The sequence below is a fragment of the Streptomyces sp. NPDC058246 genome, from assembly GCF_042881985.1.
In the GTDB taxonomy this organism is placed as follows: domain Bacteria; phylum Actinomycetota; class Actinomycetes; order Streptomycetales; family Streptomycetaceae; genus Streptomyces.
Map to the genome: position 1 here is coordinate 526,426 of NZ_JBHVWZ010000001.1, position 23,460 is coordinate 549,885.

The window sequence follows — 23,460 nt, forward strand, 5'->3', positions numbered from 1 at the left end:
CCGGGCCGGACCGGCCGGGTCGCGGGGCTCAGGGCAGCGGCTGCTCGGCCCAGATCACCTTTCCGGCGGGGTTGTACCGGGTGCCCCAGCGTTCGGCGATCTGGGCGACCAGGAACAGGCCGCGTCCGCCCTCGTCGGTGCTCGCCGCGTAGCGCAGGTGGGGTGAGGTGCTGCTGCCGTCGAAGACCTCACAGATCAGGTTGCGGTCGCGCAGCACACGGACCCGGATCGGACCGCTGCCGTAACGGATCGCGTTGGTGACCAGCTCGCTGAGGATCAGCTCCGTGGTGAACGCCATCTCGTCCAGCCCCCACTCTGCGAGCCGCCGGGTGACCGAGGCGCGCACCTCGCCGACGGCCACCGGGTCCGACGGCACCTCCCACTCGGCGATCCGGTCGGCACCGAGCGCGTGGGTGCGGGCGACGATCAGGGCGATGTCGTCGCTCGGCCGGGCCGGCAGCAGGGCGTCGAGCACGGCCCGGCAGGTCTCCTCCGGCGAGCGGTCGGTCCCGGCCAGAGCCGTGCGCAGCATCTCGAGACCTACGTCGATGTCCCGTTCCCGGTCCTCGACGAGCCCGTCCGTGTAGAGAACGAGGCGAGTGCCCTCCTCCAGTTCGAGCTCGGCCGTCTCGAACGGGAGGCCGCCGAGGCCGAGCGGCGGGCCGGCCGGCACCTCGGGGAACTCGACGGTGCCGTCGGGACGCACCAGCGCGGGTGGCGGATGGCCGGCCCGCGCGACGGTGCAGCGCCGGGAGGTCGGGTCGTAGACGGCGTACAGGCAGGTGGCGCCGGTGACGGCGGCTCCGCTGTCCTCCGCGACCTCGTCCTGGTCGATACGGCCGACCAGCTCGTCCAACAGCCCGAGCAGCTCGTCGGGCGGCAGGTCCAGCGCGGAGAAGTTGTGCACCGCGGTACGCAGCCGCCCCATCGTCGCCGCGGCGTGCAGTCCATGGCCGACCACGTCGCCCACCACGACCGCGACACGCGCCCCCGGCAACGGCAGCACGTCGAACCAGTCGCCGCCCACCCCCGCCTGGGCCGGGAGGTAGCGGTAGGCGAGGTCCAGGGCGCTCTGCTCGGGCAGACTGCGCGGCAGCAGACTGCGCTGCAGGGTGACGGCCATGGTGTGCTCGCGGGTGTAGCGGCGCGCGTTGTCGATGGAGACCGCCGCGCGGGCGACCAGCTCCTCGGCGAGGGCCAGATCCTCCGTGTCGAAGGGGTCGGGCCGCTCTGAGCGCCAGAAGTTGACGACGCCCATCATCAGCGGGCCCACCCGCAGGGGGACGGTGATCAGGGAGTGGATGCCGTAGTCCACGACCCGGCCGGTGCGCTGCACATCCTGTGCCAGCCAGCCCGGGGACCCGCCGAGGTCGGGCTCGACGACCGCCTCCCCGGTACGGAGGCTCTGGGCCTGGGGAGTGGACGGGACAAAACCGATCTGCTCGCCCACCGGATAGAGCGGGGCGTCCCCGCGGATTCCGCCGGACGCCGTGCGGCGCAGATCGGTGCCCGCGTCCGGTTCCTGCCCGTTCAGCACGGCGTCGGCCAGATCCACGGTGACGAAATCCGCGAACCGGGGGACGGCCACCTCCGCCAGTTCCTCGGCGGTGCGGGTCACGTCCAGGCTCGTACCGATGCCCACCCCCGCGTCGTACAACAGTTTGAGTCGCTCGCGTGCCACCTCGGCCCGGCCGGACAGCGAGCGCAGTTCGGTGGAGTCGCGGAGGGTCGCGACGCTGCCGGCCGGGCCACCCTGGAGGTCCGTGGGCCGTTGGTTGATGGCCAGCAGCCGGTCGCCCACCAGGTGCACCTCGTCGGTGACGACGCGTCCCGAGGCCAGCAGCTCGGCGGTGTCCGTGTCGAGACCGAGGTCGAGCACGTCCCGGCCCTCGGCGTCGGCCGGCAGGTCGAGCAGGCGGTGCGCCTCGTCGTTGGCGAGCACCAGCCGTCCCTCGCCGCCGACGATGATCACTCCCTCCCGGACGGCGTGCAGCACCGCGTCGTGATGCTCGTACATGCGGGTCATCTCGTACGGGCCCAGGCCGCGGGTCTGGCGCAGCAGGCGTCTGCTCACGAGTGCCGTGCCCCCCGTGGCCAGGGCCAGACCCACGCCCGCGGCGGTCAGGACGAGGGGGAGCTGCCGGTCGGCGACACCGCCCACATTGGCCGTGGTGATGCCGGCCGACACCATGCCCACGACCTTGCCGTCGGGGTCCTTGATGGGGACCGTGGCCTGCACCAGAGGCCCGATGGTTCCCGTGATCTGCTCGGTGATCGACTGGCCGGCGAGCACGGGTGCGGTGGTCCCGACGAACTTCTTTCCGATGCGGTCCGGCTTGGGGTGGGTGTAGCGGATCGCGTCGGTGTTCATCACGACGATGAAGTCCACGTGCGACGCCTTGCGGGCGGCTTCGGCCCGTGGCTGGAGGATGGCCGTCGGATCGGGGGCGCTGAGTGCCTCGCGGGTGCCCGGCGCGTTGGCGAACGTCTCGGCGACGGCGAGCGAGCGGTTGCGGGCCTCCTGGGTGCTGTCGTGGCGTACCTGGAGCACCAGGGCCACGACGGCGGACACGACCAGGAGCAGCACGATCACCACTTGCAGGACGAAAACCTGCCCTGCGACACTGCGCCCGCTCAGCGCCGTCCGGGGCCCGGTGGCCGGGCTACGGCGGTGCCTGCCTCCTTGTGGCTCACGCTGAACGAGCGGCGTCCTGAGGCGGCGGGTCGACTGAGCCCGGGTTCGACCCAATAGTCCGACCATGTGCTATGTCTACACTGCCCGGCGCCCGGTGGCGAGGGGCGTCACACATAGTGAGCGGTGGCGGCCGGGGCGGGGTACTCGCCGAAATGAGCGGGTGCTGCCGACGCAGGGATCTGGCCGCATGATGGAAAGGATCCCTTCACCCGCATTTGCGATCCACCCGCGGGAGGTCGTCATGAAAACCCCGGACCGCTATCGGCTTACCTTCACCCAGGCAGGATCGGGCAGTGCCGGTGTCGTGACGGACGAGGTCGTCGTCGAGAGGACCGACACCCTCGGACCGGGCGGCAACCCGGTGTACTGCGATCCCACCGGCATACTCCGTGCCGAGATCAGCGCGGCGGGCGAGGTGCGCATGCTGGCCAGCGGCGCCTACCAGTCGCCGATCAACCCCGCCGCCGAACCGATCCCCTGACCATGTGCACGTCTTCGGGCGCCGCCCCGTCGGTGCCCCGCAGGTCGCGGACGAAGCGAAGACCCGGTCGGCCGTTCAGCTCGATGTCCCCGGCGGGCAAGAAGCCCGTACGGGCCAGGACGGCTCGTGATCCGGCGTTGTCGACCGTCGTGACGGCCCGCAGCGTGCTCAGGCCGTACGTCGTGACGCCCAAGGCACAGACCTCGCTAACGGCGGCCGTGGCGAGCCCGCGCCCCGCGGCCCGCTCGGCGATCCGGTAACCCAGTTCGGCCGAACCGTCCGCCACGTCGATCACGTTGACCCGCCCCAGCACCGCGCCCTCGCTGTCCACCAGCAGATGGAAGAAGTGCAGCCCCGACGCCTGCTCGGCGAGCAGCTCTTGGTGGCGTGCGTCGAAGTGGGCGAAGTACGCGTCGCCGCGGTCGGGGATCGACGCGGCGAAGTACGCCCTGTTCTCCCGTTCGAACTCGAGGAGGGCCGGCGCGTGGTCGCGGCGAAGGAGTTCGAGTCGAGGCATCCGGCCATGCTAGACGCGCGGGTGCCGCGGGCACACCGCCGGGAGTCCTGTCACGCCCGCGTGCCGGGGACGTCGGGGCGCCCCCGACCGACGTCCGGTGACCGCGACGCACGTTCTCACCGGCGGCCCGCCAGGCTCTCCTCGACCCACTGCTTCAGGGCAGGAGCGGGCGCAGCGCCGGTCTTGCGGGAGATCACCTCTCCCTTCTCGAGCAACAACAAGGTCGGCACGGCCTGCACTTGGAAGCGCTGGGCGAGCCGCGGATTCCGGTCGATGTCGACCTTGACCAACTTGACCTGTCCGGCGAGCTGGTGGGCCACCTGTTCCAGCGCGGGGCTGACCATCCGGCACGGCCCGCACCAGGTGGCCCACAGGTCCACGAGCACATACGGCTTCGCCTGCTCGGCGATCTCCGCGAAGTCCTGGTCGCCCGCGTCGACGATCCAGGGCAGTGGAGCATGACAGTTGCCGCAGCGGGGGGTGCCGTCCGCCGCCGCCGGGATCCGGTTCCGGCGTCCGCACCGATCGCAGACGACGGTGGTGCCCGGGCTCGTGGCCACCGGACTCACGCGGCTTTCCGCAGGCCCGGCTCGGGCGAATCGGCGTAGGTGACGACCAGTTCGCCGTTCTGCGCGTCGACGCGGATCGTCGAGCCGTCCTGGACGTCACCGCGGATCAGGGCCCGGCCGACGAGTGTCTCGACCTCGTGCGAGATGTACCGGCGCAACGGACGTGCGCCGTACACGGGGTCGAAGCCCTGCTGGGCGATGAGTTGACGGCCGGCCTCGGTGAGTTCGACGGTGATCTGCCGCTCGGCCAGCCGGCGGCGCAGGTCGTTGAACTGCAGCTCCACGATGTGCTCGATCTGGGGCAGGCCCAACGGCTTGAACAGCACGATGTCGTCGACCCTGTTGAGGAACTCGGGCCGGAAGTGGCTCTGCAGTTCGCTCATCACCAGGGCCCGCGCGTCGGGCTTGATCTCGCCGTCGGCGGTCACCCCGTCGAGCAGATGGGCCGAACCGATGTTGGACGTCATGATCACCACGGTGTTGCGGAAGTCGACGGTGCGGCCCTGGGCGTCGGTGATGCGGCCGTCGTCGAGCACCTGGAGCAGGGTGTTGAACACATCGGCGTGCGCCTTCTCGATCTCGTCGAAGAGCACCACGGAGTACGGCTTGCGGCGCACGGCCTCGGTGAGCTGGCCGCCCTCCTCGTAGCCGACGTACCCGGGAGGCGCACCGACGAGCCTGCTGACGGTGTGCCGTTCCTGGTACTCGCTCATGTCCAGCCGGATCATGTTCTCCTCGGAGTCGAAGAGCGCCGCGGCGAGCGTCTTGGCCAGCTCGGTCTTCCCGACGCCGGTGGGGCCGAGGAAGATGAACGAGCCGATGGGCCGGCGCGGGTCGCGGATGCCGGAGCGGGCCCGGATGATGGCGTCCGTGACCAGCTTGACCGCCTCGTCCTGGCCGACCACCCGCTCGGTGAGGATCTCGTCGAGCCGCAGCAGCTTCTCGCGCTCGCCCTCCTGGAGGCGGGTGACCGGGATACCGGTCCAGGCCGCCACGATCTCCGCGATCTCGTCCTCGGTCACGACCTCGCGCAGCAGCCGGTTGTCGCCCTGCTTGGAGTCGAGCCGCTCCTCCTCGGCCGCCAGCCGGCGTTCGAGTTCGGTGAGCGTGCCGTAGCGCAGTTCGGCGGCACGGTTGAGGTCGTAGTTGCGCTCCGCCTCCTCGGCCTCCTGCCGCACCCGCTCCAGCTCCTGGCGCAGGTCCTGCACCCGGCGGATGGCCTGACGTTCGGCCTCCCACTGGGCGTGCATGGCGTCGGACTCGGCGCGCAGGTCGGCCAGTTCGCGGCGCAGCTCTTCGAGCCGCTTGGCGCTCGCGGTGTCGGTCTCCTTGGCCAGGGCCGCCTCCTCGATCTCCAGGCGGGTCACCCGGCGGGTGATCTCGTCGAGTTCGGCCGGCATGGAGTCGATCTCGGTCCGCAGCCGCGCGCACGCCTCGTCGACGAGGTCGATGGCCTTGTCGGGCAGGAACCGGTCGGAGATGTAGCGGTGGCTGAGGGTCGCGGCGGCGACCAGCGCGGTGTCCTGGATCTTCACGCCGTGGAAGACCTCCAGGCGCTCGCGCAGCCCGCGCAGGATCGAGATGGTGTCCTCCACGCTCGGCTCGTCCACCAGTACCTGCTGGAAGCGGCGTTCGAGGGCGGCGTCGGACTCGACGTACTTGCGGTACTCCTCCAGCGTGGTCGCGCCGATCATGTGCAGCTCGCCGCGTGCCAGCATCGGCTTGAGCATGTTCCCGGCGTCCATCGCGCCCTCGGCGCCGCCGCCCGCTCCGACGACCGTGTGCAACTCGTCGACGAAGAGCAGGATGCGGCCCTCGCCGGCCTTGACCTCGCTCAGCACGGCCTGGAGACGTTCTTCGAACTCCCCCCGGTACTTGGCGCCCGCCACCAGCGAACTCATGTCGAGGGAGAAGATCGTGCGGTCGCGCAGCCCGTCGGGCACGTCGCCCCGCACGATGCGCTGGGCGAGGCCCTCCACGATCGCGGTCTTGCCGACGCCCGGGTCACCGATGAGTACGGGGTTGTTCTTGGTCTTGCGGCTGAGGATCTGGATGACGCGGCGGATCTCCGCGTCCCGGCCGATCACCGGGTCCATCTTCCCGCTGCGCGCCTCCGCGACCAGATCACGGCCGTACTTCTCCAGGGCCTCGTACGACGCCTCGGGCGTCGCCGATGTGACCCGCTGGTTGCCCCGGATCCGGGTCAGCGCCGACAGGAAGGAGTCCTTGGTGACGCCGTGCTCCTTGAGGAGGCGTCCGGCCGCGGTCCGCGAGCCCTCGTCGGCCAGCGCCAGCACCAGGTGCTCGACGGACACGTACTCGTCCTTGAGCCGTTTGGCCTCCTGCTCGGCCGCGTCCAGCACCTTGGTGAGGCGCTGGGTGACGTACACCTGGCCGGGGGAGGCGCCGGGGCCGGTCACTTTCGGACGGCGCGCCAGTTCGTCGGAGAGCGCGGTGCGCAGCGCCCGGGTGTCGGCGCCGGACTGGTCGATCAGCCGCGGGATCAGGCCGTCCGGCTGGTCGAGGAGGGCGAGCAGCAGATGTTCGCCGTCGACCTCGGTCTGGTTCAGCCGGCCGGCGATGGTCTGCGCTTCCTGCAGCGCTTCCTGGGACTTCTGGGTGAGCCGGTTCATATCCACGATTCATCACTCCTGGAGCCGGCGTTGCTGCGCCTCAAGGCGGCTTCCAACTCGCTGATCCGGTCGAGCAGATCGAGTACCAGACCCAGGGAGGCGTAGTTGAGGGGGAGCGCGGCCCGTAGTCGTTGGATGCGGGCGAGGGTGGCGGGCGCGGACTGCTCGAACCACAGCCGTCCGGCGGTGTCCCGGGTGGCGTCGACGAGACCGAGGGCGACGAAGCGTCGTACGAGATCCGGGTGGAGGCCGGAGCGCCGGGCGACGACGTCGAGACCGAGCCGGCGGACCGGCGCGAGGGTGGTGGTGCGGGTCGTGACGGTCAGGCCGCGCGCGGGCACCGGGGTGGCCGTCCGGCGGTGCTGGCCTGCGGGACCAGGGGCAGTCGTCATCGGGACCTCCTCGGATCGAAGGGGGACACGGCGGCCAGCTCCTCGAAGAGCTCACGCTCGCGTGCGGTGGGCTCGGGCGGCACCATGATGCGGACCTCCGCGTACAAGTCGCCGTCCTGACCGCGGGGGTTGGGCATGCCCTCGCCGCGCAGCCGGAGCCGGCGGCCGCTGGAGGAGCCCGCGGGGACCGTGACCTTGGCGGTGCCGCCGGGGGTGGGCACCGGCACGGTCGCGCCGAGCGCCGCCTCCCACGGCGTCACCGGGAGGACGACGTGAATGTCCCGGCCCTCCAGCCGGAACCGTCCGTCGGGCTTGATCCGCACCCGCAGATACAGATCGCCCGCCGGGGCGTCGCCGCTGCCTCTGCCGCCTTCTCCGGCCAGCCGGATGCGCTGCCCGTCGACCACGCCGCGCGGAATGGTGACGTCGTATGTGCGCTGCCCGTTCGGGCCGCCCAGGGTGATGCTGCGCTTACCGCCCCGGTACGCCTCCGCGACGCCGAGCTCGATCTCGGCCTCCTGGTCGGCGCCGGGAACAGGACCCCATCCCCCGCCGCCGCCACCGCCGCCGCGTCCGAAGATCCCGCCGAACAGGTCCTCGAAGTCGATGCCGGATCCGTCGAAGTCGACGCCCTCGTCCGTGCGGAACCGGACCCGGGAGCCGCCGCCCCGTCCACCGCCTCCGCCCCAGCCGCCGCGGGCGCCCGCCCCGGCGGCCACCCGCTCGTCGTAGTCCTCCGGGATCTGCCGGAAGTTCTCACCGAAGCGGTCGTAGCGCTGCCGTGTCCTCGGGTCCGACAGCACGCTGTAGGCGTCATTGATCTCCTTGAAGCGTTCCTCGGCCGCGGGATCCTTGTTGACGTCGGGGTGGTGCTTGCGCGCCAGTTTGCGGAAGGCCTGCTGGATCTCCTCGGAGCTCGCGTCGCGCGCCACCCCGAGCACGTCGTAATAGTCGCGGGCCATGGGGCGTCACTCCTGCCGCTTGCTGACCACGACGAACGCGGGGCGCAACTGCTTGTCGTCCGCGCCGTAGCCCGGACTCACCACCTGGGCCACGGTGTTCGGCTCCGCGTCCGGGGCGTCGATCACGCCGACGACCTCGTGCCGGGTGGGGTCGAAGGGCACCCCGGTCTCCTCGTAGCGTGGGTATCCGAGGCCGCGCAGCACCTCGACGGCCTGGTCGCGTACGGCCTCGACGCCCTTCAACACGGCGCTGGGATCGGCGTCCGCGTGGGCCAGGGCCCGCTCCAGGTTGTCGAGGACGGGCAGCCAGGCGGCCGCCGTACGGGCGCGCTCGTCACTGCGCGCGCGTTCCAGTTCCTTCACGTGGCGCTTGCGGAGGTTGTCCAGGTCGGCGAGGGCGCGGTGCCAGCGGTCGCGGAGTTCGTCGAGGGCTGCGGACTGGTCGTCCGCGGCTGCCGCCGGCGGCTGGGTGGGCGCGGAGGTCTCGCCCGGTTGCTCCTGCTGTGGCAACTCCTGCTCCGGAGGTGACATCGGCTCCTGTCCGGTGGCCATGACCGCACCTCAGCTCTTGTCGAATTCCGCGTCGATCACGTCGTCGTCGGAACCCGCGGAGACGCCCGCGGTTCCTTCCGCTCCGGTCTGGGCCTGCGCGGTCGGACCCGCCTGCTGGGTGGCGGCGAGCGAGGCCAGCATCTGTTGCAGTTCGGAGGTGAGCGGCCTGGCCTTGTCCGGCGGCGCTTCCTGCTGGACCGCCTCGCGGGCGTCGGCGACGAGCATCTCCGCCCGGGCCCGCTCGTGCGAGGGCACGGCGTCCCCCAGCTCGTTCAGCCGGCGTTCGACCTGGTAGGCCACGGCGTCCAGCTCGTTGCGGGCATCCACGGCGTCGCGCAGTGCCTGGTCCTCGCCGCGGTGCTGGTCGGCCTCCCGGACCATCCGCTCGACCTCGCTCTGGTCGAGGTTGGAGCCCTCGCTGATGGTGATGGTCTGTTCCTTGCCGGTGTCCTTGTCCCGTGCGGTGACGTTCAGGATGCCGTTGGCGTCGATGTCGAAGGTGACCTCGACCTGCGGCTCGCCGCGCGGTGCCGGGCGGATGTCCTTCAGCTGGAACCGGCCCAGGACCCGGTTGTCGGCGGCCATTTCGCGCTCGCCCTGGAGGACGACCACGTCCACCGCCTCCTGGTTGTCCTCGGCGGTGGAGAAGGTCTCCGAGCGTCGTACCGGGATCGTGGTGTTGCGGTCGACGATCTTCGTCATCACGCCGCCGCGCGTCTCCACGCCCAGCGACAGCGGTGTCACGTCGAGCAGCAGGACGTCCTTGACCTCGCCCTTGAGCACCCCCGCCTGAATCGCGGCCCCCAGCGCCACGACCTCGTCCGGGTTGACGCTCATGTTCGGGTCCTTGCCACCGGTCAGCCGGCGGACCAGGTTCTGCACCGCCGGTATGCGCGTGGAGCCGCCCACGAGGATGACCTCGTCGATGTCGCTCTCGCTGACCTTGGCGTCGGCCATCGCCTGCTTGACCGGTTCCATGGTCCGCTCGACCAGATCGGCGGTGATCTGGTCGAAGGTGGAACGCATGATCGTCTCGGTCAAGTGCTTGGGGCCGGCCGCGTCCGCGGTGACGAACGGCAGGCTGACCTGTGTCTGTGTGACCGAACTCAGCTCGGTCTTGGCCTTTTCCGCAGCTTCGAACAGCCGTTGCAGCGCCTGTGGGTCCTTGCGCAGGTCGATGCCGTTCTCCTTCTGGAAGTCGTCCGCCAGCAGGTCGACGAGCCGGCGGTCGAAGTCGTCGCCGCCGAGGTGGCTGTCACCCGCGGTCGAACGCACTTCCACCACCCCGTCGCCGACGTCCAGGATGCTCACGTCGAAGGTGCCGCCACCGAGGTCGAAGACGAGCACCGTCTCGTGCTGCTTCTTTTCCATGCCGTACGCCAGCGCCGCCGCCGTCGGCTCGTTGATGATCCGCAGGACTTCGAGGCCCGCGATGCGCCCTGCGTCCTTGGTCGCCTGGCGTTGCGCGTCGTTGAAGTACGCGGGCACGGTGATGACGGCCTCGGTGACCTTCTCGCCCAGCTGCTTGCTCGCGTCGTCTGCCAGCTTGCGCAGCACCAGGGCGCTGATCTCCTCCGGCGCGTAGAGCTTGTCGCGCACCTTGAAGCGCGCGACCCCGCCCTCGCCTTCGACGACGTCGTACGCCACGGCCTTGGCCTCGTCGGACACCTCGTCGTAGTGCCGGCCGATGAACCGCTTGGCCGAGTAGATGGTGCCCTTGGGATTGAGGATCGCCTGGCGCCTGGCGAGCTGCCCGACCAACCGTTCGCCCCCCTCGGTGAAGGCGACGATGGAGGGTGTCGTACGCGAGCCCTCGGCGTTCGGTATGACGGTCGCTTCACCGCCCTCCCACGCGGCGATCACGGAGTTGGTGGTGCCCAGATCGATTCCGACTGCCTTGGCCATGAGGAACTCCTTCGCCGACCGCCCGTCCCCATGGGGGCGGCTGTGCTCAAGTGAGGGTTGTGTCGTCCGTGCGTCCGTGCGTCCGTGCGTCCGTAAGCCCGTAAGCCCGTAAGCCCGTAAGCCCGTAAGCCCGTGCGCCACCGCGGAGGCGTCGGCTCCCTTCGCCGGCGGCGCCCGAGGCGCCCGCTATGAACGCGGATTCACGGTTCGCGGCTCCCGTCTCTGCCAGCGTGTGGCAGGGAGCGGGACGACCGCTTGCTCCCGGCGGGGCCAAATTCCGTCCGCGGAGTCCGCCTGACAGTGCAGGGGAACAGGTGTACGCCTCGCGTGGGGGCGGCCGTGTACGCCCGTCCGCCGTGCGCCGCCCGGAAGGCATGTCCGCTGACTCCCGAGACTCCCGCTCGCCCCGGTGCGGCCCCGCCACCCGCCTGCGCACGGGAAGCGGTGAGGAAGCGGTGAGATGGGGCGAAAGTTACTATGGCGACATGCCTGGCGTGGCGGACGACCGATCCGGTGCGGCCCACCGGATCGGCGGACCCAGCCGGCCCCACAGCCAGGCCCCGAGCACTGCCCAGGCCTCCTGGGAGCACCGTCAGCCGGACGGCCTGTACGGCGTGTTCGAGCTGGCCGTGACCATGCTGGACGGCCGCCCCGCGGATGAGGTCCTGCAGCTGGCTTTGGGCGCGGTGCCGCGCCTGGTCGGCTGCCGGCCCGAGGGCGGCTTCGTGCTCCGGGACGGACGCTTCGAGCTCGAAGCGGCTCCAGGGGCGGAGCTCCTCGGCGGACGCGCCCCGCGCGACCTGTCCGAAACAGCCGATCAGCTGACCGCGCTGCACGGGCGGGACGGCGAAATCGGCTTCCGGGAGGGCGGCTGGGGATGGGCGGTCGGCCTGCGATGCGGCGGAGCACTGCTCGGCTACCTCGTCGTCAGCGCGCGGGAACCGCCGCCCGACGACGCGCGCTTTCTCGCGTACGCCCTGGCCCAGCCGACCGGCGCCGCGCTCTTCAACGCCGACGCCCGCCGCCGCGACCGCGAATACGCCCGGCAGCTTTTCCGGGCGATCGAGGAGCGGGAGGCGGCCAACGCACGGCTCACCGCGCTGGTGGCGGAGCTGGAGGGCCAGCGCAACGTGCACGAAGTCCTCGCCCGGTCGAGTCTCGCCGACGAGGGCGAGGACGGCATCGCCCGCGCCGTGTACGAACTGACCGGCCTCCCCACCTGCGTCGAGGACCGCTTCGGGAACCTTCTCTCCTGGGCCGGCCCAGGTCTCGCCGAGGCCGGCGGCAAGCCCGATCCCGTGGTGCGCCGGCAGATCGTGCAGGCCGCGATGCGCGCGCTGGCCCCGGTCCGCCACGGCGGCCGTCTCATCGGGCTGGCCCGCCACCACGGCGAGGTGCTGGGAACGATCGCACTCATCGATCCCACCGCCAAGGCGGGGCGGGCGGAGGAGTTCACCCTGGGGCACGCCTGCACGACCCTGGCCCTCGAACTGGCTCACCGGCGCAGCCTGGCCGAGACGGAGCTGCGGATGCGCAGGGAACTGATGGACGACTTGCTCACCGGTGCGGACGAGGACGGGGCCTGCGCCAGGGCGGAAGCCGTCGGACACGATCTGCACGGCCCGCAGTACGTGGTGGTCGTCCAATGGCAGGGGAGAGTCGCCGACGACCGGTTCATCACGTCGGTGGCCCGTGCCGCCCAGGGCATGGGCCTGCGCTCGCTGCTCGCCCGGCGCTCGGAGATGGCGGTCCTCGTCGTCCAGGGCGAGCCGCGGGACACGGGCCTGTACGAGGCCGTCGCCGAGGAGCTGGGCTCCCGGCAGGGCGTGGTGGGAATCGGCGGCCTGTGCGAGGTCACGGCCGACATCCCCCACTCCTTCGACATGGCGGTCCGGGCACTCAACGTCCGTCGGCAGTCGGAGCCCGCCTACGGCACCACCACCTACGAGGAGCTTGGTCTGTACCGCATCCTCGCCCGAGGCAACGACTCCAAGGACGTCGACAACTTCGTCCGCGAGTGGCTGGGTCCGCTGCTGAACTACGACGAGGCCCACGGTACGGATCTGGTGCTCACCCTCGCCCAGTACTTCGACCACGGCGGCAACTACGACGAGACGGCCCAGGCCCTCGCCATCCACCGCAGCACACTGCGCTACCGGTTGCAGCGCATCCGGGAGGTCAGCGGCCGACGACTTGACGACGTGGACAACCGATTCCACCTCCAAGTGGCCACCCGGATCTGGAAAGTGAGCGGCCTCGCTCTGTAAGTCGAGCTTGCGGGCGGCCAATTGTCAGGCGACCCCCACCTACTCGCTGCGCGTCGGCGAACCCCTTTAAGCGCATTCGTGTATACGCCATTTCCTTGGTGCGGCACCCATGTCTGGTATGTGAAATCACCCCAGGGCCCCGGAGTGTTCCGCGAATGCCCGGGTTGATCATGGGATGCCGTGGAGGGTGAGGACGGCTTCCGGGTCGGTGTGAGCACGCCGCCCGCTGGCGGTATTGGCCCATCCGGCCAGCCGAAGGGTGCCGCGCACCAGGTCGCGGACGCTGGCCAGGACGGCCGGGGTGTTGCGGGTGCGTACTTGGCTGGCGTCCTCGCCGAAGGTGCAGTCCCTGATCCAGTGCACGCTGTTCTCGATGATCCAGTGGCCGCGAGCCCAGGTGGCCAGCTCTTCCGCGCTGGCCTGCTCGGCGCTCAGATCGGTGACCGCGTAGACGGTCTCGCTCTGCCACTTCTTCACCCCGAACCGGCGGCGCTTGCGGCGGATCCGCACGACCTGTCGGGCGTGCGGGAACACGAGATTGTCGACGCTGCAGACCTGCAGCTCACGGATCTCTTCTCGACCATGCCCCCGCCCGTCCTGGCGGTGCAGGACAGGGACTTCCTTCCAGGGCAGGGCCCGGAGCTGCTCGGCCAGGGTCGGCTGATTGTCCTTCACCGTGAGCAGGTAGTGCGCCCCTCGGCGTTCGACCAGATAGGTGACATGGGCGCGTTGGGCGTGCAGGGCATCCACCGTGAAGATCGCGTCGCGGACGTCGGTGTCGTCGATCTGGTCCAGCAGCGGGGCGAACTCGGGGATTTCGTTGGTCTTCGCGCCGATCTCGCGGGCGGCGGCGGTGACCGCGTCGTGGTGGCGCACAGCGGACAGCACATAGATCTAGGTGCCGTCGGCGCGCTTGGCCCCACGCAGGCACTTGCCGTCCACCGCGTAGGCCATCCGCCGTCGCTGGAGCGGTTCGGTGTGCAGCCGGGCGCGGTGGGCACGGCGCTGTTCACGCTCGGGGTGGCCGTCCGGGGTGTGAGCACCGGGGTCCTTGGCGGTCAGCGTGGCCAGGCGGGCGAATCCGGCCCGGGCCAGCGCGGCCGGGTCCACCCGGCTGTAGGTCTCCCGCAGGGTGCGCTCGTCCGGGATGCGGGCCCGTCCGGTGAACGGGTCGAAGGGGACGCCGAGCCGGGCCAGTACCGCGTCCCCGGCTCGGTGGGCCCACTCGGCCACCGCGACCAGGGAGTTGTGGCCGGGTGCGGTCATCGCGCACACGCCGATCGCCAGCAGGGTGGCCAGCGGGTAGCGCACTCCGCGGGGGTCCCTGGGGTCGGGGATCTGGGACAGGCGGGACAACAGGCCCGCGGCTCGTCCGGCCGCCCGGGCGGCGGCTCGCGCGCTGGCCCCGCCCTCCAGGATGGGCCCGGTGAGCTCGGCCAGGAGCGTGGGGGATGATGGAGCGACGAGCACGGCACCCTCGTAGATCTTGAAGCGTGAAGAACTCCATGAACTATGGGTGCCGTGCTCGCTTCATGCCCAGGTCAGCGCCTGCTCGGTCCCCGTTCAAACTGGGGCAACCGCGGAACGCTCCGGGGCTCTGGGTGCTGGATCGGGCACAGAAAGGGGGCGTACCTAGGACTCCAAGGTTTCATCAGAGCCCCGAATCCAGCCAGGGGCCCTCCGGGATGGTCAATCAATGCCCCATTCGGCACGGCTTTGCAGGCGGACCGGCTCGGCGCCGGCGCCTGGAATCGACGCCGTCGGGGCATATCCGGACACCACCAGGGCGTATGCACGGGCAAGCTGCTCCAGCGCCGTGGATGCCTGCCCCTGAGACTTGTCCGCGACGTTCCGCGCTTCCTGGCTGATGGCTTGCAGGAGCGCGTCGCGGGCGTCAGCGGCTGCGGGGACTTCGGCCACGGTCCTCGTGGCCGGGATCAACTCCACCTCGGTTGCCTGGATACCGACTTGCTCGTCTGGCATGGCTATGTTCCCTCCCTGACCGACCCCTTGCCGACCAAACGTGAGCATCCCATGACGGAGAGTCTCCATTCCAGTGCCCGCGTTGACGGAATCCCGCCTGCGGAGGGAAAGTTGACGGAATCCCGCCTGCGGAGGGAAAAGGGACGGTTGGCTGGACTGCGAGCTTGCTCCCTCTGACCCCAAACCCGCGATGGAGGCTGTGTTGACACCGCAGTCGACGACCTGGGTGATCGCGTTGTAGCCGTCATCGGTTTCGGTGGCACCGTGACCGTCAGCGGATGCGGCATGGCCGGGCGCGGTGAGGCCGGATGGGCCAATACCGCCAGCGGGCGGCGTGCTCACACCGACCCGGAAGCCGTCCTCACCCTCCACGGCATCCCATGATCAACCCGGGCATTCGCGGAACACTCCGGGGCCCTGGAAATACTTTCTTGACCGGTCCAGCCCTCGCTGCTTGCATCGGTGACATGAAGGGACAGGACCTCACGCACCGACGCCATGTCGATCTGGCGCGGGTCTCCAGCTCCACCTGTCGCCGTCGGGCGTAGCGAGCGTCGACAGCAGCCGCTCCCTTTCCCGCTGTAATGGTCGAAGGCGGGCCTCGGTCGATCATTCAGCCGTGTTCCAGCACGGCTGAATTCAGGCTGCCCGCACACGAAAGACCCACGCGAGGACCCCACGCGGAGACCCCACGCGGAGATCCGACGCGGAGACCCCACGCGAACAACTCCCACGCAGACACCCTGCGCATCTTCAGCCCGTGCGTCTTCAAGCGGTACATCACCAAAGGAGTTACGCCATGAGCACCGTCGCCCCCACCCAGTGGAAGTCCGCCCCCGCCCCCGAGGACCCGCAAGGCTGGATCGAGCGCGCCGCGGAGGTCGCCGCCGTGCTGGCCACCGATGCCGCCGACCGGGACAAGGCCGGCGAAACCCCTTACGCCGAGGTCCAGTTGCTGAAGGATTCCGGCCTGGTCACCCTGCTCGGTCCGGCGCAGCACGGCGGCGGGGGACAGGAGTGGCCCACCGCCTACCGTGTCGTGCGCGAGGTCGCCAAGGCCGACGGCTCGATCGGACAGCTCCTCGGCTACCACTACCTGTGGTTCTGGGCCGCCCGGCTCGTCGGCACCCGTGAGCAGTGGGAGGAGGTCGAGGCGCGGGCGGCCCGGGAGAAGTGGTTCTTCGGCGGGGCCGTCAACCCCCGGGACACGGACGTGGTCGTCACCGAGGACGGCGACGACCTGGTCTTCACCGGCCACAAGACCTTCTCCACCGGCAGCAAAGTCTCCGACGTGACCGTCCTCGAAGGCGTCCTGGGCGGCACCGACCAGCACGTCTTCGCCATCGTCCCCTCCGACTCGGCGGGCCTGACCTTCCACGACGACTGGGACAACATCGGCCAGCGCCTCACCGAGAGCGGCAGCGTCTCCCTCGACGGCGTGCGCACCCCCTGGGCCTCCGCCGCGGGCTACGTCGACAAGGTGTTCCGGCCGCGTGTGTACAACACCCTCAACGTGCCCACCATCCAGCTGGTCTTCGTGAACTTCTACCTCGGCATCGCGGGCGGCGCGCTGGAGGCGGCGGCCACCTACACCCGCACCAAGTCGCGTTCCTGGCTGCACGGTGGCCACGACAAGGCGGTCGACGAGCCGTACGTCATCGACACCTACGGCGACCTGACCGCGAAGCTCTGGGCGGTCGAGGCGCTCGCGGACGCCGTCGCCCAGGAGGGGCAGAAGCTGCACGGCGATCCCGACGCCGTCACCGAGCAGACCCGCGGCGCCTTCGAGGTCCGGGTCGCCGCGGTCAAGGCGCGCGCCACCGATGTCGCCCTGGAGATCACCCACCGCATCTTCGAGGTCACCGGAGCCCGCGCCACTGCCTCCGCCGAAGGCCTGGACCGCTTCTGGCGCAACGTCCGCACCCACACCCTGCACGACCCGGTGGCCTACAAGCGCCGCGAGGTCGGCCGCAACGTACTGACCGGGGAACTCCCCGAACCGACGTGGTATTCCTGACACTCCGTTACTCGGCGTGGGCCGGAGGGCGTACCTCCAGGACGACCGCGGTGCCTGCCAGGAACCGGTCCTCGTGCGTGGTGATCCGACGGCCCGGCTCAAGATGCCGCCACCGGGCGGGATCGAGGGGGACGAGTCACACTCGGCACCGTCCACCGGGTTCCACGGAGGGCAGGTCCTCCACCCACATGCGGGCGATATCGACCGACGGCTCACCAGCCGCCGTTACACGCGTGGCCGGTCGATCAGTCGGGAGAGCACGATAACGCTTTCGGTGCGCTCGACGGGGGCGGTGGCCCGGACGTGCTGGATGGACTGTTCCAGGTGGGTGATGTTCCTGGCCAGCATGTGCAGGACAGCGTCCGCGGCACCGGAGACCGTACACGCCTCGACGACCTCCGGGATGTCCTCCAGTGCCTGGCGCAGCTCGGCGGGAGTCGGATTGCCCCGGCAGTAGACCTCCACGAACGCCTCGGTGCGCCAGGCCAGTGTCTGGGGATCGACGATGGCGGTGAAACCACGGATGGCGCCGGTCGAGACCAGGCGGTCGAGACGACGTTTGGCGGCCGGCGCGGACAGCCCGGCCGCCTTGCCGATCTCGGCGTAGGTGGATCGGGCATTGCGCAGAACACAGCGGATGATCTCCTCGTCGATCGTGTCCACGAGCGGCCTCCGGGTGTCAGGGGGTCAGGCGGGTACGCAATGATTGTCCAAGGCATCTCGAACATTGCAATAAATCGCCTGTGCTCGACAGTGAATGGCGATTGTTTGCGTCGACCTGGCGGCCATAGTCTCCGCTCGACCTGATGTCGACGTGCCGGGAGCGGAAGCGCCATGACAGCGATCCTGAGCGATGTGGAAGCGGCCGCGCTGGCCGCCGTGGACGACGTGGCCATCGCCCAGGTCCTGCTGGAACTGCTCGCCGTGCCGAGCGTGACGGGCAGCGCCGCGGAGTCCGAACTGCAGCACATCCTGGCCCGGCACCTGCAACGGCTGGACCTCGACGTCGACCTGTGGTCCATGAACGTGCCCGAGCTGCGCGAGCATCCCGGCTTCCCGGGCTGTGAGGCCCCACGCGAGGAGGCGTGGGGACTGGTGGGCAGCACGGGGAACGGCGGTGACGGACCAACCCTCATACTCCAGGGCCACGTTGACGTCGTGCCGCCCGGCGACCGGGCTCAGTGGGCGGGGGATCCGTTCGTCGGCCGCTGCGCCGGAAACGTGATCCGGGCCCGCGGCGCATGCGACATGAAGGCGGGAGTGGTGGCCGTGCTCGCCGCCCTGACGGCGATCCGCGCCGCGGGGGCGAGGCTGCGCGGGCGCGTGGCGGCGCACTTCGTGGTCAGCGAGGAGGACGGCGGGCTCGGTGCGTTCGGCACCCTCCAGCGTGGCCATGCCGGGGACGCCTGCATCATCACCGAACCGACCAGCGCCACGCTCGTGACCGCGAACGCCGGTGCGCTGACCTTCCGGATCGAAGTGCCCGGCAAGGCCACCCACGGCAGCACACGGTACGAGGGAGTCAGCGCCCTCGACGCCTACCTGCCGATTCACCGCGCACTGGGCCGTCTGGAGGCCGGTCGCAACGCCGACCCGCACCCGCTGATGGCCGAATACCCCATCCCCTACCCCTTGTCCGTGGGCACGGTCCGTGCGGGCGACTGGGCCAGCAGCGTCCCCGATCTGCTCGTGGCCGAAGGCAGGCTGGGAGTCCGGCTGGGCGAGGACCCGTCCCAGGCGCGTACGGAATTGGAGACGTGCGTCGCCGAGGCGTGCGCGGACGACGCGTGGCTGCGCACTCACCCCGCCACGGTGACCTGGCCCGGCGGCCAGTTCGCCAGCGGGCGGCTGCCGGCTGGGCACCCTCTCGCGGCGTTGGTCGGCGACGCGCACGCCGAGGTCACCGAAGGCCACCGCCCGCACGATCATGGTGCGCCCTATGGCAGCGACCTGCGGCTGTACAACGCGGAAGGCATACCCACCGTCCAGTACGGGCCCGGCGACGTGCGACTGGCGCACGGGCCGCGGGAGCAGGTCCACCTCACCGAAGTCGTGACCGTGACCCGTGCGTTGGTGCTGGCCGCACTGCGTGCGGTCGGCACCAAGTAGTGCCGACACACGTGCGGTGGGCACAAGGTGTGCCGTCACACGTGCGGTGGGCACAAGGTGTGCCGCCACACGTGCGGTGGGCATCAAGTAGTGCCGACACACGTGCCGCACACCGAGCCCGGGCGCGGCTCGGCCGTCATGGGGTGGACGGACTACTCGAACCGTGTGGGGTCCCCCGCACCCAGGCGTACGATCTCGGCCTCCCCGCCGGAGAAGTCGATGACGGTCGTCGGTTCGGTGCCGCAGTCACCGGAGTCGAGGACCGCGTCCACCACGTGGTCGAGCTCCTCCTTGATCTCCCACCCCTGCGTCAGCGGCTTGTCCTCGTCGGGAAGGAGCAGTGTGCTCGACAGCAGCGGTTCGCCGAGTTCGGCGAGGAGCGCCTGGGCGACGACATGGTCAGGAATCCGGACGCCGACCGTCTTCTTCTTCGGGTGCAGCAGACGGCGCGGCGCCTCCTTCGTCGCGGGGAGGATGAAGGTGTAGCTGCCGGGAGTCGCCGCCTTGACTGCGCGGAACACCGCGTTGTCGACACGGACGAAGTGGCCCAGCTGCGCGAAGTCCTGGCACATCAAGGTGAAGTGGTGCCGCTCGTCGAGCCGGCGGATCGAGCGGATGCGGTCGAGTCCGTCCCGGTTGCCCAGCGCGCACCCGAGGGCGAAGCAGGAGTCCGTGGGGTAGGCGATGAGCCCTCCGGAACGAACGATCTCGACCACCTGGCCGATGATGCGTCGCTGCGGGTTCTCCGGGTGCACGTCGAAGTACTTGGCCATACACCGAGCTTAGGTCCGTGACGGTCCCGTCCTGTCCAGCGGCGCTCGGTCCTCGGTTTCGGGTGCGGGCCTCGCCACCGGTGCACGGCACGATTTCACCGGTTCACGGCACTATGAACCTTCAGGTCCTCTCGCTACCCTCCGCGCATGATTTCCACGGTGGTCTGGGGTACCGGCAACGTCGGCCGCGCGGCCATCCGCGCCGTCGAGGCCCACCCGGCGCTGAAACTCGCGGCCGTGCTCGTCCACAACCCCGAGAAGGTCGGCCGCGACGCGGGCGAGCTCGCCGGGCTCGCGCACAGTCTGGGGCTCGCCGCGACCGACGACATCGACGCCGTACTGGCGGCCGGCCCCCGGGCCGTGGTGTACGCGGCGTCCGGCGACATCCGTCCCGACGAGGCCCTCGCCGACATCGGCCGGGCGATCCGGGCCGGCGCGGTGGTCGTCACCCCCGCGCTGTATCCGCTCTACGACCAGCGCAACGCCCCGCCGGAGTTCCGGGAGCCGATGCTCGCGGCCATCGCGGAGGGCGGAGGTTCGCTGTTCGTCTCCGGTGTCGACCCGGGCTGGGGCAATGACGTACTGCCCCTGCTGATCAGCGGTCTGGGCACCGAGGTGGACGCCATCCGCTGCCAGGAGATCTTCGACTACTCCACGTACGAGCAGGAGGACTCAGTGCGCCACCTGGTCGGCATGGGGCAGCCGATGGACTACCAGCCGCTGATGCTCGCGCCGTCGATCCCCACCATGGTGTGGGGCGGCCAGATACGGCTGATGGCCAGGGCCCTGGGCGTCGAACTCGACGAGATCCGCGAGACGCTGGAGCGGCGGCCGCTGGAGGCCACGGTGAGCACCCGCACGATGGGGGAGTTCGAGGCCGGCACCCAGGGCGCGGTGCGGTTCGAGGTGCAGGGGATCGTCGGGAGCGAACCGAGGATCGTCATCGAGCACATCACCCGCATCCACCCGTCCTGCGCACCGGACTGGCCGACACCGCCCGACGGCGACGGCGCCCATCGCGTGATCATCGAAGGCCGCCCCCGGATCCAGGTCACCGTCGAGGCCACCGACGAGGGAGAGAACCGCTCGGCGGGCGGGAACGCCACCGCGGTCGGCCGGCTGGTGGGCGCCCTCGACTGGCTCGTGGACGCGGATCCCGGACTCTACGACGCGCTCGACGTCCCGCTGCGTCCCGCAGTCGGCAGACTCGGAAGGAAGTGACCCATGACCATGCACATCGACATTCCCGAGGATCAGGAGCCGATCGGGTACGTGTGGGGCGAGATGGTCCCCGGCATCGGCATGGCCGCCGCGAACTTCTCGCTGTCGGTGTACGAGCACACGACCCTGGGCCTGCGCGAGTTCGAGGCCGCGCGGCTGCGCATCGCGCAGATCAACGGATGCCTGTTCTGCCTGGACTGGCGCACCGAGCGCGAGGGGCAGAAGGTCGAGGAGGAGTTCGCCGACGCGGTGACCCAGTGGCGCACCACCGAGGCCTTCGACGACCGCACACGGCTGGCCGCGGAGTACGCCGAGCGGTACGCCCTGGATCACCACGGTCTGGACGACGAGTTCTGGACTCGGATGACCGCGCGGTACAGCCAGCGCGAGATCGTGGAGCTGAGCATGAGCATCGGTTCCTGGCTGGCGTTCGGCCGGCTCAACCATGTGCTCGGCCTGGACGCCGTGTGCGTGCTGCCCACCCACTGAGCGGGCCTGGGCCGCTTGGGCCGACTGGTAGGGGTCCGGGCCGCCCGGTCGGCCCGGCCACCGCTAGAGGTCGGCGGCGATGATCCTCTCGATGTTCCGTTCGGCGAGTGCCGTGATGGTGACGAACGGGTTGACGCTGGTGTTGCCCGGGATCAGCGCGCCGTCGATGACGTACAGGCCCGGATGGCCCTGGAGACGGCCGTAGTTGTCGGTGGCCTTGTTGAGCACCGCGCCGCCGAGCGGGTGGTACGTGAGGTGGTCGCCCCAGATCTTGTAGACGCCGAAGAGATCGGTGCGGTAGATCGTCCCTTCCGTCGCGTTGATCTTGTCGAAGATGGACTTGGCCATGTCGATGGCCGGCTGCTTCCAGGCGGTCTGCCAGTTCAGGTCGACCTTGCCGGTGCCGGCGTTCCAGGAGAACTGGGCGCGGTTCGGGTTCTTGGTGATGGACAGGTAGAACGACGCGAAGGTCTCGATCCCGGTGGGCAGTGGCGCGACCTCGGCGAAGGCGCCACCGGCGGCCCAGTTGTCGATGCCACCGCAGGGAATGCTCGCCTGGAGTGCGCCGGTCGGGTCCCACAGGTGGTTGGCGCGACCGCACATGACGTTGCCGTTGTCGCCCCAGCCCTTGCCGATCTCGCCGTTCAGATTGGGCAGCGCGCCGGTGGCCTTCAGTTTGACCAGCAGCTTGCTGGTGCCGACGCTGCCGGCCGCGAAGAACACCCGGTCCGCGGTCACTGTCTTGGTGGCCGTGGTGTCGCCGGTGGTGTTGATCTGGTCGATGAGGACCGTGTAGCCGCCCCCGGCCGCCGGGGAGACCGAAGTGACCTTGTGCAGGGGTGAGATGGTGACCCTGCCGGTGGCCTTCGCCTGCGCGAGGTAGGTCTTCTGCAGCGACTTCTTCCCGTAGTTGTTGCCGTAGAGGATCTCGCCCGCGAGCGCCGACTTGGGGGCGGTGCCGGCGGCCTCCTGCTTCATGTAGTCCCAGTCGTAGACGTCGGGCACGAAGACGAACGGGAAGCCGGACCGCTGGGCCTGTTTCCGGCCGACGCGCGCGTACTGGTAGCAGTCGGTGCTGTCGAACCAGGTCGGATCGACGGTGCCGACCCCGAGCCCGGCGTTCGCCCGCGGGTAGTAGGTCCCGTACATCTCGGCGGGGTCGACCGAGGGGAGAACGGCGCCGAAGTTCTCCCGCTTGGGGGTGACGGCCATACCGCCGTTGACCAGCGAGCCACCGCCGACACCGCGGCCCTGGTACACGATGATGCCGCCCATCTCCTCGGCGTCCAGGATCCCGGTGTAGCGGGGGACGTCCTTGTCGATCGGGAAGCCGAGGAAGTTGCTGAGGGGCTGCTTGGTCCTGGTGCGCAGCCAGTACGAACGGTAGTCCGGGCTGGTGGTGTTGGCGAAGATCTTGCCGTCCGAGCCGGGGGTGTCCCAGGCCATGCCCATCTCGACCATCTGTACGTCGACACCGGCCTGGGCCAGCCGCAGGGCGGCGACGGAGCCGCCGTATCCGGTGCCGATGACCAGGACGGGGACATGGGCTCCGGAGGTGATCGGCCCGGCCGCCGTGACGGCCTGTTCCTGAGCCGCCGCCGCGTGACCCGCGAGAGTCACGGCTCCAAGAATAGAACTGGTTCCAGCGATGAATCTTCTCCGTGAGACTCCTCTGGAAGCCTTGTTGTGCTGGGTGGTGTCACCCATGTGACGCTCCTCACTCTCGATGAGTGGGAACACGTTCTACTGTTGCTTGCGTGTTAAGTCACTACATACCTCTAGGTAACTTCTGTCCGATCTTGGGATGGTTGGGCACGCCGCCGTGCGCGCCCTCGGACGGTTGAGGAGGGTGCGGCCCACGTCCTCTTGACTTCACAAGACCCCCGCGCCACATT

General features: G+C 70.0%; 19 protein-coding genes and 1 pseudogene. 7 read left to right on the plus strand and 13 right to left on the minus strand.

Annotated elements, in window-relative coordinates:
* Positions 1-28: 28 nt before the first annotated feature.
* A complete protein-coding gene (locus ACFVXA_RS02360; RefSeq protein ID WP_384021207.1) occupies positions 29-2,761 on the minus strand; it encodes a SpoIIE family protein phosphatase in 2,733 nt (910 codons plus the stop codon).
* 175 nt (positions 2,762-2,936) lie between these two features.
* Here ACFVXA_RS02360 and ACFVXA_RS02365 point away from each other — a divergent pair, with 175 nt between their 5' ends.
* The gene (locus ACFVXA_RS02365) at positions 2,937-3,176 is read left to right on the plus strand and encodes a DUF6296 family protein (protein WP_362030015.1); all 240 of its coding nucleotides are present in this window, start codon (positions 2,937-2,939) and stop codon (positions 3,174-3,176) included.
* On the opposite strand, the gene ACFVXA_RS02370 is transcribed toward ACFVXA_RS02365, so the two are convergent.
* The 7 genes from ACFVXA_RS02370 to dnaK all read right to left on the minus strand — a co-directional run bounded on the left by ACFVXA_RS02370 (position 3,148) and on the right by dnaK (position 10,706).
* Positions 3,148-3,693 carry a GNAT family N-acetyltransferase gene (locus tag ACFVXA_RS02370; RefSeq protein WP_384403551.1) on the minus strand — a complete coding sequence of 182 codons (546 nt, stop codon included), beginning with the start codon at positions 3,691-3,693 and terminating at the stop codon, positions 3,148-3,150. The two genes, ACFVXA_RS02365 and ACFVXA_RS02370, sit on opposite strands and share 29 nt — an antisense overlap.
* Before the next feature lie 116 nt (positions 3,694-3,809).
* Entirely contained in the window at positions 3,810-4,253 is a 444-nt protein-coding gene (gene trxA, locus ACFVXA_RS02375; RefSeq protein ID WP_383745721.1) for a thioredoxin, read from the minus strand.
* Between the two features lie 5 nt (positions 4,254-4,258).
* Positions 4,259-6,901 (minus strand): ATP-dependent chaperone ClpB, encoded by a 2,643-nt coding sequence (clpB, locus tag ACFVXA_RS02380; RefSeq protein WP_389470044.1) that lies wholly within the window; start codon positions 6,899-6,901, stop codon positions 4,259-4,261.
* A complete protein-coding gene (locus ACFVXA_RS02385) occupies positions 6,892-7,287 on the minus strand; it encodes a chaperone modulator CbpM (protein ID WP_389470047.1) in 396 nt (131 codons plus the stop codon). Before ACFVXA_RS02385 ends, clpB begins: the two co-directional genes overlap by 10 nt.
* Positions 7,284-8,249 (minus strand): DnaJ C-terminal domain-containing protein, encoded by a 966-nt coding sequence (locus ACFVXA_RS02390; RefSeq protein ID WP_362030027.1) that lies wholly within the window; start codon positions 8,247-8,249, stop codon positions 7,284-7,286. Before ACFVXA_RS02390 ends, ACFVXA_RS02385 begins: the two co-directional genes overlap by 4 nt.
* Before the next feature lie 6 nt (positions 8,250-8,255).
* Positions 8,256-8,801, minus strand: a complete 546-nt coding sequence (locus tag ACFVXA_RS02395; RefSeq protein WP_390023504.1) for a nucleotide exchange factor GrpE — start codon at positions 8,799-8,801, stop codon at positions 8,256-8,258.
* 9 nt (positions 8,802-8,810) lie between these two features.
* The gene (gene dnaK, locus ACFVXA_RS02400; RefSeq protein ID WP_390023506.1) at positions 8,811-10,706 is read right to left on the minus strand and encodes a molecular chaperone DnaK; all 1,896 of its coding nucleotides are present in this window, start codon (positions 10,704-10,706) and stop codon (positions 8,811-8,813) included.
* A gap of 485 nt (positions 10,707-11,191) precedes the next feature.
* Between dnaK and ACFVXA_RS02405 the strand changes: the two genes are divergently transcribed.
* Positions 11,192-12,973, plus strand: coding sequence for a PucR family transcriptional regulator (locus ACFVXA_RS02405; RefSeq protein WP_390023508.1), 1,782 nt, complete (start codon positions 11,192-11,194; stop codon positions 12,971-12,973).
* Positions 12,974-13,141: 168 nt separating this feature from the next.
* Here ACFVXA_RS02405 and ACFVXA_RS02410 read toward each other — a convergent pair.
* Positions 13,142-14,443: pseudogene (locus ACFVXA_RS02410) on the minus strand (ISAs1 family transposase).
* Between the two features lie 219 nt (positions 14,444-14,662).
* Positions 14,663-14,956 carry a hypothetical protein gene (locus ACFVXA_RS02415; protein ID WP_362030039.1) on the minus strand — a complete coding sequence of 98 codons (294 nt, stop codon included), beginning with the start codon at positions 14,954-14,956 and terminating at the stop codon, positions 14,663-14,665.
* A gap of 467 nt (positions 14,957-15,423) precedes the next feature.
* Here ACFVXA_RS02415 and ACFVXA_RS02420 point away from each other — a divergent pair, with 467 nt between their 5' ends.
* Both ACFVXA_RS02420 and ACFVXA_RS02425 read left to right on the plus strand, forming a co-directional pair.
* Complete coding sequence (locus ACFVXA_RS02420) at positions 15,424-15,504, plus strand: putative leader peptide (RefSeq protein ID WP_383745722.1); 81 nt, start codon at positions 15,424-15,426, stop codon at positions 15,502-15,504.
* Positions 15,505-15,755: 251 nt separating this feature from the next.
* The gene (locus tag ACFVXA_RS02425) at positions 15,756-16,973 is read left to right on the plus strand and encodes an acyl-CoA dehydrogenase family protein (RefSeq protein ID WP_390023510.1); all 1,218 of its coding nucleotides are present in this window, start codon (positions 15,756-15,758) and stop codon (positions 16,971-16,973) included.
* A gap of 225 nt (positions 16,974-17,198) precedes the next feature.
* Here the strand turns inward: ACFVXA_RS02425 and ACFVXA_RS02430 are convergent, their stop codons facing one another.
* Positions 17,199-17,636: an Lrp/AsnC family transcriptional regulator gene (locus ACFVXA_RS02430; protein ID WP_362030048.1), complete on the minus strand. Its 438-nt coding sequence runs from the start codon at positions 17,634-17,636 to the stop codon at positions 17,199-17,201.
* A gap of 171 nt (positions 17,637-17,807) precedes the next feature.
* On the opposite strand from ACFVXA_RS02430, the gene ACFVXA_RS02435 reads away from it, so the two are divergent.
* Entirely contained in the window at positions 17,808-19,082 is a 1,275-nt protein-coding gene (locus tag ACFVXA_RS02435) for an ArgE/DapE family deacylase (RefSeq protein ID WP_389470058.1), read from the plus strand.
* A gap of 152 nt (positions 19,083-19,234) precedes the next feature.
* Here the strand turns inward: ACFVXA_RS02435 and ACFVXA_RS02440 are convergent, their stop codons facing one another.
* Complete coding sequence (locus tag ACFVXA_RS02440) at positions 19,235-19,855, minus strand: L-threonylcarbamoyladenylate synthase (RefSeq protein WP_362030053.1); 621 nt, start codon at positions 19,853-19,855, stop codon at positions 19,235-19,237.
* Positions 19,856-20,002: 147 nt separating this feature from the next.
* Here ACFVXA_RS02440 and ACFVXA_RS02445 point away from each other — a divergent pair, with 147 nt between their 5' ends.
* A complete protein-coding gene (locus ACFVXA_RS02445; protein WP_383909607.1) occupies positions 20,003-21,076 on the plus strand; it encodes a dihydrodipicolinate reductase in 1,074 nt (357 codons plus the stop codon).
* A 9-nt stretch (positions 21,077-21,085) separates the two neighbouring features.
* On the plus strand, positions 21,086-21,565 hold the full coding sequence (locus ACFVXA_RS02450; protein ID WP_362030090.1) for a carboxymuconolactone decarboxylase family protein: 480 nt from the start codon (positions 21,086-21,088) through the stop codon (positions 21,563-21,565).
* Positions 21,566-21,628: 63 nt separating this feature from the next.
* On the opposite strand, the gene ACFVXA_RS02455 is transcribed toward ACFVXA_RS02450, so the two are convergent.
* Positions 21,629-23,272, minus strand: a complete 1,644-nt coding sequence (locus ACFVXA_RS02455) for a GMC oxidoreductase (protein WP_390023512.1) — start codon at positions 23,270-23,272, stop codon at positions 21,629-21,631.
* Positions 23,273-23,460 lie beyond the last annotated feature (188 nt).